The following is a 15,112-nucleotide window of genomic DNA, read 5'->3' as shown; positions in this document are numbered from 1 at the left end:
GGGGGGTGTCCGCCCGCAGTGGCCGGCGTCAAGACACGGCACCTCCTGGCCATACCCCCGCCGCCGGTCCGAGGACGGACACCCCCCGGCGCGGCCCCGACCCACAACGCACCCCAGGCGCTACGCGCACCCCCACCGAACCCCGCACAGGCGCCGCAGGCATCCCACCGCGACCCCACCAAACCCGTCACCCATTCAGCCCACCACCACCCACCCCCCACCCCTCACCCGAGCCATGGTCGTAACAGCAGCCCACACCACACGCACGCACGCAGCAAGCAGCACGCACGCAGCACGCCCTGAGGAGTGGAGCCCGACGTGACCGGCACCGCACGACCACGCCCCGGAGGTCCCGGCGTTGTCGCGCGGGGGCGCCGGTGGCGGTGGGCGCGGCGCGGGGCCCTGGGCGTGGGGCTCGCGGTCGTGGCCGCCGGCGGAGCCGGGTGGGCCGTCTACGCCAAGCTCGACTCCAACATCACGCCCGACGAGGCCGCCGCCGCCGAACTCGCCCGATACGAGAAGGAACGCCCCACCTCACTCGTCCGCGGCGCACAGAACGTCCTGCTCATCGGCTCGGACTCAAGGGCCGGAAACGCAAACCGCCGCTACGGCCGCGACTCCGGCACCGAGCGCTCCGACACCACCATCCTCCTGCACCTCTCCGCAGAACGCCGCAGCGCCACCGCCGTATCGATACCCCGCGACCTGATGGTGAACGTCCCCGGCTGCCGCCGCCCCGACGGCACCCGCAGCGACCCCATGTTCGCGATGTTCAACCACTCCTTCCAGGTGGGCGGTTCCGCCTGCACCATCCGCACCGTGGAACGGCTCACGAACATCCGCATGGACCACCACATGGTCGTCGACTTCCACGGTTTCAAGGAGATGGTCGACGCCCTCCACGGCGTCGAGATCTGCCTCGCCAAACCCATCGACGACAAAGCCGCCAAACTCAGGCTCCCCGCCGGAAAGGTGACCCTCAACGGCGAACAGGCCCTCGGCTACGTCCGCGCCCGCAAGTCCCTCGGCGACGGCAGCGACACCGACCGCATACACCGTCAGCAGCGATTCCTCGCCGCGCTGGTCCACAAGGTGCAGAGCAACGACGTCCTGCTGAACCCGGTCAGGCTCTACCCCGTCCTCGACGCCGCGACGTCCTCCCTCACCACCGACCCCGCCCTGGCCAGCCTGCGCGGTTTGTACGAACTCGTCCGCGGCGTGCGCGACATCCCCACCGAACGCGTGCAATTCCTCACCGTTCCCCGAGAGTCGTACCGCTACAACGCCAATCGTGACCAACTCGCGGAGCCCGAGGCCGCGCGTCTCTTCGAGCGGCTGCGCACCGACACGCCCGTGGAAGTAACCGATTCGCCCGGTATGCACCCCGCCTCCCCGCACGATCCCTCGCACAGGAGTTCCCGCACCGGCGACGGAAAGTCCGCCACCGAGCAATCCGACGAGCCCACGGGACACTCGGGACCCACCTCGGGACCCACTCCCCCGCCCCCCACCTTCCGCGGCAACACCGCCGCCGAGAACCCCTGCAGGTAAAGCACTCACCAAGCCCACGAACCCTAATTCAAAGAAATGGGACAGATTGCCCAGTTGTAGGGACGTGGAATTTGTCACCGTCGTGGCTTGGCGCTGAACTGGGCGGATAGTGTGAGCGATCCGGTGCACCCGGCCGTAGTTAGGCTTGCGCACTGTTTGACCGAGACCCGAGCGCCTTGGAGGGGGAAGGCGCCGCGTGGCCCCGACGGAGGATTCAGACAACCGTGGACGCGCAAGGCCGTGGGCGGGCGGACGACATCGATCCCGCAGACCAGTGGGTGCTCAATCCGAACACCGGCGAATACGAACTGCGACTGACCCCTTCCGCACCGCAGTCATCGGTCCCCGGACCGCGCAGAGCCGCCTCACGCACAGGCGCCGCCTCACGCGTGGCCGGTGGGAGAGCCAAGGGCGCGGCCGGCACCGGCGGCCCGGTGCGCGACCGGTCCGCGGCGCCCGGACGCGACACGCGGCCGACGCCGGGCCGTGAGGTCCCCTCGCAGCGCAGGCGCCGCGGCGCGCCCGAGGAGCCGCCGCCGGGGCGGCGCGGTCGCCGGCCGGCGAAGCAGAACAAGGCGAAGAAGGCCGTGCTGTGGACCGGCGGTGTGATGGCGTTCGTGGTGGTCGCCGCCGCGACCGGCGCCTATCTCTACATCGAGCACCTCAACGGCAACATCCAGTCCGTCTCCGACGACGGCGCGAGCACCGGTGGCTTCCAGAAGGACAAGGCCATCAACATCCTGCTCATCGGCACGGACAAGCGCACGGGCGCCGGCAACGGCAGCTACGGCGACAAGGGCAGCGCCGGACACGCCGACACGACGATCCTGCTCCACGTCTCCAAGGACCGCTCGAACGCGACCGCGCTCAGCATCCCGCGTGACCTGATCGTCGACATCCCGGACTGCCCGACCGAGCAGGAGGACGGCTCCCAGAAGGTCATCCCGGGCGAGACCGGCGTCCGCTTCAACACAAGCCTCGGTCAGGAGGGCCGTACGCCCAGCTGCACCGTGCGCACGGTCACCGAGCTGACCGGGGTCAAGCCCGACAACTTCATGGTGGCCGACTTCAACGCGGTGAAGACCCTCACGTCGGCCGTCGGCGGCGTCGAGGTGTGCCTGGCCAAGGACATCAAGGACCCGGACTCCAAGCTCGACCTTCCCAAGGGTGAGCACGTGATCGAGGGCGAGCAGGCGCTGGCCTTCGTCCGCACCCGGCACTCGGTCGGGTTCGGCGGCGACCTGAGCCGGATCGGGCTCCAGCAGCAGTTCCTCAGCGCGCTGATGCGCAAGCTGAAGTCGAACGACACGCTCACCAGTCCGACGAAGATGATCAAGCTGGCGGAGGCGGGCACCAAGGCGCTGACCGTCGACTCCCATCTCGACAGCATCGACAAGCTGAAGGACCTGGGCCTGGAGCTGGGCAAGCTCAACACCAAGAACCTGACCTTCACGACGATTCCGGTGATCGACAACCCGGCCGAGAAGGTGAAGGCCACCGTCGTGCTCGACGAGACGAAGGCTCCCGAGGTCTTCTCGGCGATCCAGAACGACGTCTCCTTCACCGCCGTCAAGCAGCAGAAGAAGAAGGAGGCCGCCGCCGTGGCCGCCCGGCTCAAGGGCACCAAGGCCGACCCCTCCGAGGTGCGGGTGCAGGTCTTCAACGGCGGGGCGCCCGCGGGCAGTGCTCAGGAAACCCTCGCCTGGCTGCAGACCGAGGAGGGCGTGAGCAAGTCCGAGAACGCGGGCAACGCCCCGGCGACGCTGGCGAAGACGACGCTCGAGTACGCCCCCGACCAGGCCGACCAGGCTCGCCGGCTCGCCGCCATCATGGGTCTGTCCGGGTCCGCGATGAAGCCCGGCGAGAGCGTGACCAACTCCCAGGGCCTGCCCACGATGACCCTGACGCTGGGCAAGGACTTCAAGGGCGCGGGGGTGTCGCTCACCGCTCCGACCAAGGCGCCCGATGTGGAGAAGTCCACGGCCGACAAGGTCGAGTGCGCGAAGTAGTGCCCAAGGGGCCCGTCCCACCTCCGGCTTGAGGCGCGGCCCCCGTCGGCACGGAATCCGCGGCGGGGAACGCAACTGTGCGGGGCGTTCGTTTGTCTGACACAGGACGTGGCTGTGTCAGGCGGCGTCGTCCCGACATGGCACGCTGCCGTGCCGAGCGTTGATTTTGCCGACGCGTGGCCAACCCGGTTCGGACCCAAGGGGTCTGACCAGGTGCGAACCAGTGTCGGACAGGCTGGCCCGACATGGTTCGCTCCGCTGCGGACAGGGAGGTCCGGCGCGGAGCGAAGCCGTGCCGGGCAAAGGGTGGGGAAGGGCAAAGAGTTGGCGCAGAGCAGTGTGCGAGGCGAGGCCCCCGCAGTGGACGACACCATGTCCCTCACCCCGCGGGCCGACCAGGACACGCCGGCCGACCTGGGCGGCCGGCACGGTGGCGGGGGACGCGAGGGCGGCCGGGGAACCGGAGGCAGGCCCCGCAGACGGCGTGTGCTGCGCTGGTCGGCGACGGTTCTGGCGGTGGTGATACTGGGCACCGCGGGTGCCGGGTATCTCTACTACCAGCACCTCAACGGCAACCTGAAGAAGGACGACCTCAACCTCGGCGACGCCAAGGACCGCGCCGCCAGGACCGAGGCGAACGCGGCCGGCCAGACGCCGCTGAACATCCTGCTGATCGGCTCGGACGCGCGCGACAGCAAGGAGAACCAGAAACTCGGCGGCGCCAAGGAGACGTTCGGCGGCACCCCGCTCGCCGACGTCCAGATGCTGCTGCACGTCTCCGCGGACCGCACCAACATGTCGGTCGTGAGCATGCCCCGCGACACGCTCGTGGACATACCCAGGTGCACGGACCCGGACAGTGGGGACGTGTACCCGGCGCTTCAGCGCGCGATGACGAACCGGTCGCTCGGCCGCGGCGGCCCGGGGTGCACGGTGGCGACGTGGGAGAAGCTCACCGACATCCACATCGACCACTTCATGATGATCGACTTCTCGGGCGTGGTGTCGATGGCGGACGCGATCGGCGGCGTCCCGGTCTGCGTGAACGCCAACATCCACTCCAAGGACAGCGAGGGCCACGGCTCCGGGCTGAAGCTGGAGAAGGGCACGACGTACATCAAGGGCGAGCAGGCCCTGCAGTGGCTGCGCACCCGGTACGGCTTCGAGGACGGCAGCGACCTGGCCCGCGCCAAGGCGCAGCACCAGTACATGAACTCGATGGTCCGCGAGCTGCGCAAGAGCGCCAAGCTGAGCAGCCCGAACAAGCTGCGCAAGCTCGCCGAGGCGGCCACCGAGGCACTCACCGTGGACCCCGGTCTGGGCACGGTGGCGAAGCTCTACGACCTGGCGGGCGAGCTCAAGAAGGTGCCGACCTCGCGCATCACCATGACGACGATGCCGAACACGTACGACACGATCCAGACCGGCCGGGTGGTGCCCACCGAGGACGCGAGCCAGCTGTTCCGGCTGGTGCGTGAGGACATCTCCCTCGACGGCAAGGACAAGAAGAAGCCCGCCGAGGAGAAGACCTCCACCGACCCGGCCGCGGCGGACGGCGAGATAGCCGTCCAGGTGCGGAACGGCACCCGCACCGACACCCTCGCCCCGGTCCGCGGCCGTGCGACCACCGTCACCGGGGTGCTGGCCGGCAAGGGCTTCACCCAGGCCGTGGCGGACGCCTCGGCCGCGCCGATCGAGGAGACGACGGTCGTCCGCTACCCGAGCGCCGACCTGGAGGGCGACGCCCAGCGGGTCGCCAAGGCCCTCGGCATTCCCATGAGCGCCGTGGAGAAGTCCACGGACGTCTCCGGCGTCACCCTCGTCGTCGGCGCCGACTGGCGGGAGGGAACGGTGTACAAGGCCCCGAAGCAGGACGACAGGACTCCGGACACGGCCGAGGCCCTCAACGCCTCCGACACCAAGGCGTGCATGAAGGTCGACCCGGACTTCACCTGGTGACGGGCGCCCCGTCCGGCGGGCTCAGTCCGCGCTGAGCACCGCCGGGCGGCGGGAGGCGATGACCTTCCTCGCCAGGGACCGCGGGCTGGTCAGGAAGCCGTAGCCCCAGGACATGTGCATGGTGGCGAGGGCGACGGGGATCTGGAGGCGTGCCTTCAGCGGGAGCCCCCTGCCGGCCGGGACGGACCCGGCGGTGATGGCCGCGAGGTAGCCGCCGGGGACCAGGAAGCCCCAGGGCGTCAGGGCGGCGCCGACCACGATGCCGGCCGCTATCGCGCACACCGCCGTCGGCGGGGCGAGGTAGCGCAGGTTGATGGAGCCGGCGTGGTAGCGGGCGACGACGTGGCGCCAGCGGCCGTAGTCCTTGTACTGCTTGGCGAGGGCCTTCACGCTCGGCCTCGGCCGGTACGACACCTTCAGCTCCGGCGAGAACCAGATGAGCCCGCCCGCCTCCCGGATCCGGAAGTTGAGCTCCCAGTCCTGGGCGCGGATGAACTCCTCGTTGTAGCCGCCCTGCTGCTCCAGCGCCTCGCGCCGGAAGACACCGAGGTAGACCGTCTCGGCCTCGCCCGCCCGGCCGCCCGTGTGGAAGGCGGCGTTGCCGACCCCGATCTTCGAGGTCATCGCGGCGGCGACGGCGTGCTCCCAGTCGTTCTCGCCCTCGGCGTGCATGATGCCGCCGACGTTCTGCGCGCCGGTCTCCTCCAGGAGCCGTACGGCGGTGGCGATGTAGTTCGGCGAGAGCATGCCGTGGCCGTCGACGCGGACGACGATCGGATGGCGGGATGCCTTGATCGCGGCGTTCAGGGCGGCCGGCGTGCGGCCGGTCGGGTTGGGGACGGTGTGCACGCGGGGGTCTTCGGCCACGAGCTCGGCGGCGATCTCGTCCGTGCGGTCCGTGGACGGACCGAGGGCGATCACGACCTCCATCTCGCCGGCGTACTCCTGCGCGAGGATCGCTTGGACGGCTCCGCGCAGATGCCGCTCCTCGTTGAGGACGGGCATGATGACGGACACGGCGGGGAGCTGCACGTCGGGCTTGGCGTTCATAGGGGGTTCACGTTACCGCGAACGGGGGACAGCGGTGCGCGCCGCCGGGGCCGCTGCACCGGGCAGGAGATCGTATGGGCCTACGGTGCTCACGGATCCACGTACGGCCCCCAGGGCAAGCACCAGCGGAGGTATCTCCACCATGCCCACGCCGCCCCGCCAGTCTCCCCCTCCTGCGCAGCGCCGCACGCAGCCGTCCCGCCGCGGGGCGCGGCCGGTCGCTCCCGTGCGGCGCAAGAGGCCGCGCTGGGCCATGCGGGCGGTGACCACGCTGTCCGTGGTGGTCCTCGCCTCCGCGGGGATCGGGCACGCGGTGGTCACCAGCCTGGACGCGAAGATCGCGCGCGTGGACCCCTTCAAGGACATGAAGAACCGGCCGCAGGCGGGGCACGGGATGAACGTGCTGCTCGTCGGCACGGACGGCCGCGACCGCATCAGCGAGGAGGAGCGGCGCAAGTACCGGCTCGGCGGGGCTCCCTGCCACTGCACCGACACGATGATGATCGTGCACATCTCGGAGGACCGGGAGCGGGCGAGCGTGGTGAGCCTGCCGCGCGACTCCTACGCCGAGGTGCCCGGCGGCGACGGACACAAGGCGCATCCCATCAAGATCAACGCGGCGTACGCGGAGGGCGGCCCGAACCTGACCGTGCGCACGGTCGAGCACATGACCCACGTGAAGATCGACCACTATCTGGAGGTCGACTTCACCAGCTTCATGAAGACGGTGGACGTGCTCGGCGGCGTGCACATCTGCACCGCCGCACCGCTGAAGGACTCCTACACCGGACTCGACCTGCCGGCCGGCACCCACCGGCTGATGGGCGGCCAGGCGCTCCAGTTCGTCCGCGCCCGGCACATCGACACCGACTCCGACCTGGGCCGGATGCAGCGCCAGCAGCGTTTCATGGCGGCGCTGATCGAGCGGGCGACGTCGTCCGGGATCCTGCTGAACCCGATGCGGTTCCGGGACGTGACGCGGGCGGTGCTGGGTTCGGTGCGGGCCGACAAGGGGTTCGGGACGGGTGAGCTGCTGGACCTCGGGCGGGCGATGCGGAACTTCTCGCCGTCGTCCTCGGAGTTCACGACCGTGCCGATCGGGCAGATGGGATACGCCGTGAAGGGCGTCGGTTCCACGGTGAAGTGGGACCCCGTGAAGGCGGAGCGCCTCTTCAGGGCCCTGCGCGAGGACCGGCCGCTGGCCGCGCACCAGCCGAAGCGCACGGCGGTCCGGGTGGAGGTGGCCCCGCGGGAGATCCACGTCCAGGTGGAGAACGGCACGAGGACGCGGGACCTCGGCGAACGCGTCGACGCGGCGCTGGCGGCGACCGGGTTCCGTACGACAGGTCGGCCGGCGGTCGCGGCGAACCGCGCGACGAAGCGGACGGTCGTCGCGCACGACCCCGGCTGGGACCGCTCGGCGAAGTCCCTGGCGGCCGCGCTGCCGGGGAGCGAGCTGCGGCCGGTGAAGGGGCTGGGACCGACTCTGAAGGTGATCGTGGGCGAGGACTTCAGGCAGGTCAGGAAGGTGAAGGCGGAGGACCCGACGCAGGGCGAGTCGGTCGTGCTGCGGGGCGATGAGACGGGGTGCTCGTAAGGCGGGCGGTCCCGCCGCACACCGTGGCAGGGCGTCACCCCGATGGACCCGTGCGCAGCCTCCGGTGGGGCATCAGGCGCCTTGCGGCGTACGCCATCCGGTGTCCGTGGTCGCGTCCCCCGATGGCGCGGCGCGGCGGGCGGGCGTAGGACGGAAGGGCACGGGGCCCGCCGCGGGCTCCCGCACCCCGAGGAGGAGCCATGACCCAGCCCGGAACCATGAGCGCCATGAGCACCGAGATGCAGGCCTGCGTCGACGCGTGCATGTCCTGCCACGCGGTCTGCGAGGAGACGATGAGCTCCTGCATGCAGATGGGCGGTCAGCCGCAGATGCAGATCATGCGGGCGCTCATGGACTGCGCCGAGATGACCCGCATGTGCGCGGACATGATGATGCGCCGCTCGCCCATGTCGGCCGAGATGTGCGCGATGTGCGCCAAGGCCTGTGAGATGTGCGCCGAGGCGTGTATGTCCATGCCGGACGACCCCCAGATGATGCGCTGTGCCGAGGCGTGTCGTCGCTGCGCCGAGACCTGTCGCACGATGGCGGGCGCCAGGATGTGACGACTGCCGGACGCGGTCGAGGGCACCCCGCCGGGGTGCCCTCGATTGTCTGTGAGCGGTGCTCACTTGTCCGAGACGGTCACCGTCTCGTCGTTCTTGAGCTGCTCCACCAGGGTCTTCACCTTCGCGGTGTCCCACTGGAGGTTGCCGTTCGCGGAGTTGCCCGAGATCGGCATGTTCATCGACTTGCCCTCACCGCCGCTGACGCCCTTCATCGCCCAGAACATGGACGCCAGGTCCCACAGGCCCATGTCCTTGTCGACGATCAGGGAGTCCAGGCCGGCGCCCATGGTCGGGTACAGCTTGAACGGGTTCAGCACGGTGCCCGGGGTCGCCACCTGGTTGGCCAGCGCCGAGAGGAACTTCTGCTGGTTCTTCGTACGGTCCAGGTCGGAGCCGGCCAGCGCGTACCGGGTGCGGACGAAGGCGAGCGCCTCCTCGCCGTTCAGGGTCTGCTTGCCCTTCTTGAAGTCCGCGCCGGACTTGGAGTCCTTGATGTCCTGCGGGATGTCCATCTCGACACCGCCGACCGCGTCGACGATGTTCGCGAAGCCGGCGAAGCCGATCTCGACGTAGTGGTCGATGTGCAGGCCGGTGTTGGCCTCGACGGTGCGGACCAGCAGTTCGGGACCGTCCTCCGCGTACGCCGCGTTCAGTTTCACCTGGCGGCCGGTGGCCTCGTAGAGCTTGCCGGAGTCCGAGCCCCGGAACGACGGGATCGTGACGTTCGAGTCACGCGGCAGCGAGATCAGCGTCGGGCCGTTGCCGCCGGTGTGCAGGATCATCATCGAGTCCGTGCGCTTGCCCTCGGCGGACCCGGTGTGCAGCTTCTTCTTCTCCTCGGCCGACATGCCCGCGCGGCTGTCGGAACCGACGATCAGGTAGTTGGTGCCCTCGCCCGCCTCCGGCCGGTCGATGACCTTGGACAGATCGACCTCGCGGTTGAGCTTGGAGTCGGCCCAGAAGTAGGTGGCGACGGTCGTCACGAGCAGGACCGTCACCAGGGTGATCGCGGTCAGCTTGATACGGCGCCGCCAGTTCGGCGCGGGCCGCGGCCCGCGCATCCCCGGACCGCCGGAGCCGCCGCCCCCGCCGTAGACCTGGCCGGTGTTGTAGCCGCTGTCGTATCCGTCGTCGCGGACGGCTCCGTCACCGTAGCCGCCGTGGCCCTGGCCGTTCACGTACGACGGCTGCCGCGGCACCCCGCCGTATCCCTGGCCGGGCGGCGCCGCCGGGCCGCGGCGGACCTGCCGCATCACGCGCGCGCCCTCAGGCTGTGCGCTCGCGCTGCCGCGTCCGTAACGGTTGCCGCGGTTGTCGTCGGACCATCGCTCGGGCCAGTCATTCATGCGCCCCAGTGTGCAGGGCACGGCCAGGTGTCTTACAAGGTTCGACGGAAAATAGGGGCACGGCTGTTGCGAACCCAACACAAAGTCCACGAATGTCGACGCGGCATAAGGTGGAGGCCATGACAGACCAGGTCACCGCCGCGGAGTCGGGCAGTTCGGAGATCCCGGGCAAGCCGACATCCGCCTCCCGCACCACCCTGAGCCACATCATGACCCACAACGACACCAACCTTCTGGGCACGGTGCACGGCGGTGTGATCATGAAACTCGTCGACGACGCGGCGGGCGCCGTGGCCGGACGGCACAGCGGCGGCCCCGCCGTCACCGCCTCCATGGACGAGATGGCCTTCCTGGAGCCGGTGCGCGTCGGTGACCTCGTCCATGTGAAGGCGCAGGTCAACTGGACCGGCCGGACCTCGATGGAGGTCGGCGTACGGGTCCTGGCCGAGCGCTGGAACGAGTCGGCGCCGCCCACGCAGGTCGGCTCGGCGTACCTGGTGTTCGCGGCGGTGGACGCGGACGGCAAGCCGCGCCGGGTGCCGCCGGTGATACCGGAGACCGACCGTGACAGGCGGCGCTACCAGGAGGCCCAGATCCGCCGCACCCACCGTCTGGCCCGCCGCCGCGCGATCAAGGAACTGCGCGAGAAGCGGCTGGCGGAGGGCTTCGAGGACTGAGGTTCGGAAACGAGTGAGGGGCGCCCGGTACGCGGCGCCCCTCAGCGATCGGCCAATGATCAGCTCACCGGCCGTTACGGCAGGTTGCGGGCCATCACGATCCGCTGGACCTGATTCGTGCCCTCGTAGATCTGCGTGATCTTGGCGTCCCGCATCATGCGCTCCACCGGGTAGTCACGGGTGTAGCCGTAGCCGCCGAGGAGCTGGACGGCGTCCGTGCTGACCTCCATGGCGATGTCCGAGGCGAAGCACTTGGCGGCGGCGCCCAGGTAGGTCAGGTCGGCGTCGCCGCGCTCGGAGGCGGCGGCGGCCTGGTAAGTCAGGGCGCGGGCGGCCGAGATCTTCATGGCCATGTCGGCGAGCATGAACTGGATGCCCTGGAAGTCGGCGATCGGCTTGCCGAACTGCTTGCGCTCCTGGACGTAGCCCTTGGCGTAGTCGAGGGCGCCCTGCGCGATGCCGAGCGCCTGAGCGGCGATGGTGATGCGGGTGTGGTCCAGCGTCTTCATCGCGGTGGCGAAGCCGGTGCCCTCCTCGCCGATCATGCGGTCCGCCGGGATGCGAACGTTGTCCAGGTAGACCTCGCGGGTCGGGGAGCCCTTGATTCCGAGCTTCTTCTCGGGGGCGCCGAAGGAGACGCCCTCGTCGGACTTCTCGACGACGAAGGCGCTGATGCCCTTGGAGCGCTTCGTCGGGTCCGTCACGGCCATCACCGTGTAGTACTCGGAGACGCCGGCGTTGGTGATCCAGCGCTTCACGCCGTTCAGCACGTAGTGGTCGCCGTCTCGGACGGCCTTGGTCTTCATCCCGGCCGCGTCCGAGCCGGCGTCGGGCTCGGAGAGGCAGTACGAGAACATGCCGTCGCCCTTGGCGAGCGGGGTCATGTACCTCTTCTTCAGCTCCTCGGAGCCGGAGAGGATGACCGGGAGCGAGCCCAGCTTGTTCACCGCCGGGATGAGGGAGGAGCTCGCGCAGACGCGGGCCACCTCCTCGATCACGATCACCGTGGCGAGGGCGTCGGCGCCCGCGCCGCCGTACTCCTCGGGTACGTGCACGGCGTGCAGGTCGTTGGCCACCAGCGCGTCCAGCGCCTCCTGCGGGAAGCGGGCCTCCTCGTCCACCGCGGCGGCGTACGGCGCGATCTTCGCCTCGGCCAGCGAGCGGATGGCGTCACGGAGCATGTCGTGCTCCTCGGACGGGCGGTACAGGTCGAAGTCAGCCGATCCGGCCAAGGTCTCTCACGCTCCAAGGACGCTGTGTGTCTAAGTGCGATGCTGGCGCTAATTACCGTTAAGTAACTCGAATTTTAGAGGTCGGCTCACGGGAGTGATACGTGAGCTTGGCGACAGCTGGGAAGCTGCCCGTCAAGCCCTCCGACTATGCTCGGGCCCGCACTGCCACCGTCCTCGTTCTGGAGCACCCCATGGCCCTCAAGATCACCGTGATCGGCACCGGCGGCTACCTGGGCACCACACACGCCGCCGCGATGGCCGAGCTCGGCTTCGAGGTCCTGGGCATCGATGTCGTGCCCGAGAAGATCAAGGCCCTTGAAGAGGGCCGGGCTCCGATGTACGAGCCAGGGCTCGAGGAACTGCTGCGCAAGCACGTGGCCGGGATCGAGGGTTCCACGGGCAGACTGCGCTTCACCATGGACTGGGAGCAGGTCGCCGACTTCGGCGACGTCCACTTCGTCTGCGTCAACACGCCTCAGCGCCACGGCGAGTACGCCTGCGACATGTCGTACGTGGACAACGCGGTGAACTCGCTCGCCCCCCACCTGAAGCGGCCCGCGCTCGTCGTGGGCAAGTCGACCGTGCCGGTCGGGTCCGCAGACCGGCTGGCCAAGATCCTCGCAGAGCAGGCGCCCGTCGGCGAGGATGCCGAGCTGGCCTGGAACCCGGAGTTCCTGCGCGAGGGCTTCGCCGTCCAGGACACGCTACGGCCGGACCGGATCGTGGTCGGTGTGCGCAGCGAGCGCGCCGAGAAGCTGCTGCGCGAGGTGTACGCGACCCCGATCGCCGACGGCTCCCCCTTCGTCGTCACCGACTTCCCCACGTCCGAGCTGGTGAAGACCTCCGCCAACTCCTTCCTCGCCACCAAGATCTCCTTCATCAACGCGATGGCGGAGGTGTGCGAGGCCGCCGGCGGCGATGTCGCCAAGCTCGCGGAGGCCATCGGCTACGACGACCGGATCGGGAAGAAGTTCCTGCGGGCCGGCATCGGGTTCGGCGGTGGCTGTCTGCCCAAGGACATCCGCGCCTTCATGGCGCGCGCCGGTGAGCTGGGCGCCGACCAGGCGCTGACCTTCCTGCGCGAGATCGACTCGATCAACATGCGCCAGCGCGGCCAGATGGTGGAGCTCGCGCGGCAGGCGCTGGGCGGCGGGCCCTTCCTGGGCAAGCGGGTCGCCGTGCTCGGCGCGACCTTCAAGCCCGACTCGGACGACGTACGGGACTCGCCCGCGCTGAACGTCGCCGGACAGATCCACCTCCAGGGCGGCCAGGTCACGGTCTACGACCCCAAGGGCATGGACAACGCCCGCCGTCTCTTCCCCACCCTCGGCTACGCCGACAGCGCGATCGAGGCGGTGCGGGGCGCCGATGTCGTACTGCATCTGACGGAGTGGCGGGAGTTCCGCGAGCTGGACCCGGCGGAGCTGGGTGAGGTCGTGGCGGCGCGGGTCGTGCTGGACGGGCGCAACGCGCTCGATCCGGAGGTGTGGCGGGGCGCCGGCTGGACCTACCGGGCGATGGGGCGGCCGACGGCCTGAGTTCCCCCGCCGCGGCTGCCGTACCGGACCGCGCGGGCAGACGGGTGACGCCGTTTCGGCCGAGGCTCAGTCGGCCGAAACGGCGTCTTGGGCATTCTGCCCCACATCGGCGACCCCGCGCCGAGTGAATCTTCAACAACCTTTCGAAAAGGCTCACTTGGCTCGGTAGCGCCGCATCTTCGCGCGCGCCCCGCACACCTGCATCGAGCACCAGCGGCCGCGGCCGGCCGGACTGCGGTCGTAGTACGCCCAGTGGCAGTCGGCCGCCTCGCACGCCTTCAGCCGTGTCCAGGTGCCCTCGACGAGGGCCTGGGCGATGGCCGCCGCCACCCTGGAGGGCAGCGGGACCTCGTCGGCGGCGCCGCGGGCGGCCGCGCCCAGGGTCGCCGAGCCGTCGGTGGCGTCGACCCTGACGAGCAGCGGGGCCGCCGCCAGCAGATCGCCCAGCGGGGTCACCGCGCGGTGCGGCGGATGGCCCGCGTGGGCGAGGAGGGCCACGCGCAGGGACTCCCGCAGTTCCCGTGCCCTCGGCAGATCCTCCTCGGCCAGCCCGAAGCGGGCCCGGCCCTGCGCCGTGTCCAGCGCGTCGGTGCCCGACTCGAGGTCCAGCGTGTTGACCAGGGCTTCGACCAGCTCCAGACCCCCGGGCGCGGGTGATCTCTCACTCATGGCTGCACGCTACCTCCCGCGTTTCCCCTTGCGACGTTACCGCCAATGCGGGAGTATGCGGTAACGGAGTTACCTGTTGAGTGTGAGTACAGGTAACGAATGCTTCGAGGAGGAAGCCATGGCCATCGCCGAAGTGGGCGCCGTCGTCCTGGACTGTCCCGACCCCCGCGCTCTCGCCGACTTCTACGCGCGCGTGCTCGGCGGCAGCGTCGAGGGCGAGGGTGACTGGGTGGATCTGAAGGTGCCCGGCGGGCAGTCGCTGGCGTTCCAGGCCGCCCCCGGGTTCGTGCCGCCGAAGTGGCCGGCGGCCGATCACTCGCAGCAGTTCCACCTGGACCTGACCGTCGAGGATCTGGACGCGGCCGAGAAGGAGGTACTCGCTCTGGGCGCGAAGCCGCTGGACACCGAGGACCGCTCGCGGACCTTCAAGGTTTACGCCGATCCAGCCGGGCACCCGTTCTGCCTGTGCGCCTGCTGAGCACGCCCTGATTCGCCGGGAGGAACCCATGGCCCCCGTGGCACCCCTGCGTTCCGTCGTCATCGACTGTCCCGACCCGCGTGCCCTCGCCCGCTTCTACGCCGGCGTGGGCGGCGGTACGCCCGAGGACGACGACCCGGAGTGGGTCGTACTCCAGCTGCCGGGCGGGCCACGGCTCGCCTTCCAGTCGGCGCCCGGGCACACCCCGCCGGAGTGGCCGCGGGCCGACCGCAACTCCCAGCAGTTCCACCTCGACTTCGACGCCGGGTCCACCTGGGAGGAGGTCGAGGCGGCCCAGGAGAAGGTGCTGGCGCTGGGTGCGCGGCTGCTGCGCGCGGAGGACAAGGACGACTTCCGGGTGTACGCCGATCCGGCGGGGCATCCGTTCTGCCTCTGCCGGATCGAGCACCCCTGAGTCCGGTCCGTCGAACTCCGCGATC

General features: G+C 69.9%; 13 protein-coding genes. 9 read left to right on the top strand and 4 right to left on the bottom strand.

The features are described 5' to 3' along the window. Nucleotides 1-402: 402 nt before the first annotated feature. From ABZ078_RS04975 to ABZ078_RS04965, 3 genes are all read left to right on the top strand, one after another. Nucleotides 403-1,551 (top strand): LCP family protein, encoded by a 1,149-nt coding sequence (locus ABZ078_RS04975; protein WP_356571719.1) that lies wholly within the window; start codon nucleotides 403-405, stop codon nucleotides 1,549-1,551. A 224-nt stretch (nucleotides 1,552-1,775) separates the two neighbouring features. After that, complete coding sequence (locus tag ABZ078_RS04970; RefSeq protein WP_356571682.1) at nucleotides 1,776-3,560, top strand: LCP family protein; 1,785 nt, start codon at nucleotides 1,776-1,778, stop codon at nucleotides 3,558-3,560. A gap of 324 nt (nucleotides 3,561-3,884) precedes the next feature. Further along, nucleotides 3,885-5,519: an LCP family protein gene (locus ABZ078_RS04965; protein ID WP_356571680.1), complete on the top strand. Its 1,635-nt coding sequence runs from the start codon at nucleotides 3,885-3,887 to the stop codon at nucleotides 5,517-5,519. Nucleotides 5,520-5,540: 21 nt separating this feature from the next. Here ABZ078_RS04965 and ABZ078_RS04960 read toward each other — a convergent pair whose 3' ends face one another. Then, on the bottom strand, nucleotides 5,541-6,569 hold the full coding sequence (locus ABZ078_RS04960; RefSeq protein WP_356571678.1) for a glycosyltransferase family 2 protein: 1,029 nt from the start codon (nucleotides 6,567-6,569) through the stop codon (nucleotides 5,541-5,543). Between the two features lie 142 nt (nucleotides 6,570-6,711). Between ABZ078_RS04960 and ABZ078_RS04955 the strand changes: the two genes are divergently transcribed. Next, on the top strand, nucleotides 6,712-8,166 hold the full coding sequence (locus ABZ078_RS04955) for an LCP family protein (protein WP_356571676.1): 1,455 nt from the start codon (nucleotides 6,712-6,714) through the stop codon (nucleotides 8,164-8,166). A gap of 200 nt (nucleotides 8,167-8,366) precedes the next feature. Next, nucleotides 8,367-8,729, top strand: a complete 363-nt coding sequence (locus ABZ078_RS04950) for a four-helix bundle copper-binding protein (protein WP_356571674.1) — start codon at nucleotides 8,367-8,369, stop codon at nucleotides 8,727-8,729. Between the two features lie 62 nt (nucleotides 8,730-8,791). Here the strand turns inward: ABZ078_RS04950 and ABZ078_RS04945 are convergent, their stop codons facing one another. After that, a complete protein-coding gene (locus ABZ078_RS04945; RefSeq protein WP_356571672.1) occupies nucleotides 8,792-10,078 on the bottom strand; it encodes an LCP family protein in 1,287 nt (428 codons plus the stop codon). A 119-nt stretch (nucleotides 10,079-10,197) separates the two neighbouring features. Between ABZ078_RS04945 and ABZ078_RS04940 the strand changes: the two genes are divergently transcribed. After that, the gene (locus ABZ078_RS04940; protein WP_356571670.1) at nucleotides 10,198-10,755 is read left to right on the top strand and encodes an acyl-CoA thioesterase; all 558 of its coding nucleotides are present in this window, start codon (nucleotides 10,198-10,200) and stop codon (nucleotides 10,753-10,755) included. 74 nt (nucleotides 10,756-10,829) lie between these two features. Here ABZ078_RS04940 and ABZ078_RS04935 read toward each other — a convergent pair whose 3' ends face one another. Further along, a complete protein-coding gene (locus tag ABZ078_RS04935) occupies nucleotides 10,830-11,987 on the bottom strand; it encodes an acyl-CoA dehydrogenase family protein (protein ID WP_356571668.1) in 1,158 nt (385 codons plus the stop codon). Between the two features lie 191 nt (nucleotides 11,988-12,178). Between ABZ078_RS04935 and ABZ078_RS04930 the strand changes: the two genes are divergently transcribed. Further along, nucleotides 12,179-13,525: a UDP-glucose/GDP-mannose dehydrogenase family protein gene (locus ABZ078_RS04930; protein WP_356571717.1), complete on the top strand. Its 1,347-nt coding sequence runs from the start codon at nucleotides 12,179-12,181 to the stop codon at nucleotides 13,523-13,525. 153 nt (nucleotides 13,526-13,678) lie between these two features. Here the strand turns inward: ABZ078_RS04930 and ABZ078_RS04925 are convergent, their stop codons facing one another. After that, the gene (locus tag ABZ078_RS04925; protein ID WP_356571666.1) at nucleotides 13,679-14,194 is read right to left on the bottom strand and encodes a CGNR zinc finger domain-containing protein; all 516 of its coding nucleotides are present in this window, start codon (nucleotides 14,192-14,194) and stop codon (nucleotides 13,679-13,681) included. Nucleotides 14,195-14,312: 118 nt separating this feature from the next. Between ABZ078_RS04925 and ABZ078_RS04920 the strand changes: the two genes are divergently transcribed. Both ABZ078_RS04920 and ABZ078_RS04915 read left to right on the top strand, forming a co-directional pair. After that, a complete protein-coding gene (locus ABZ078_RS04920; protein WP_356571664.1) occupies nucleotides 14,313-14,672 on the top strand; it encodes a VOC family protein in 360 nt (119 codons plus the stop codon). 28 nt (nucleotides 14,673-14,700) lie between these two features. After that, nucleotides 14,701-15,087 (top strand): VOC family protein, encoded by a 387-nt coding sequence (locus ABZ078_RS04915; protein WP_356571662.1) that lies wholly within the window; start codon nucleotides 14,701-14,703, stop codon nucleotides 15,085-15,087. Nucleotides 15,088-15,112 lie beyond the last annotated feature (25 nt).

This window comes from Streptomyces sp. NPDC006385, from assembly GCF_040612485.1.
Taxonomy (GTDB): Bacteria; Actinomycetota; Actinomycetes; order Streptomycetales; family Streptomycetaceae; genus Streptomyces.
Note: the sequence above shows the minus strand (reverse complement) of the source record. Positions and strands in the feature narration are given on the sequence as shown.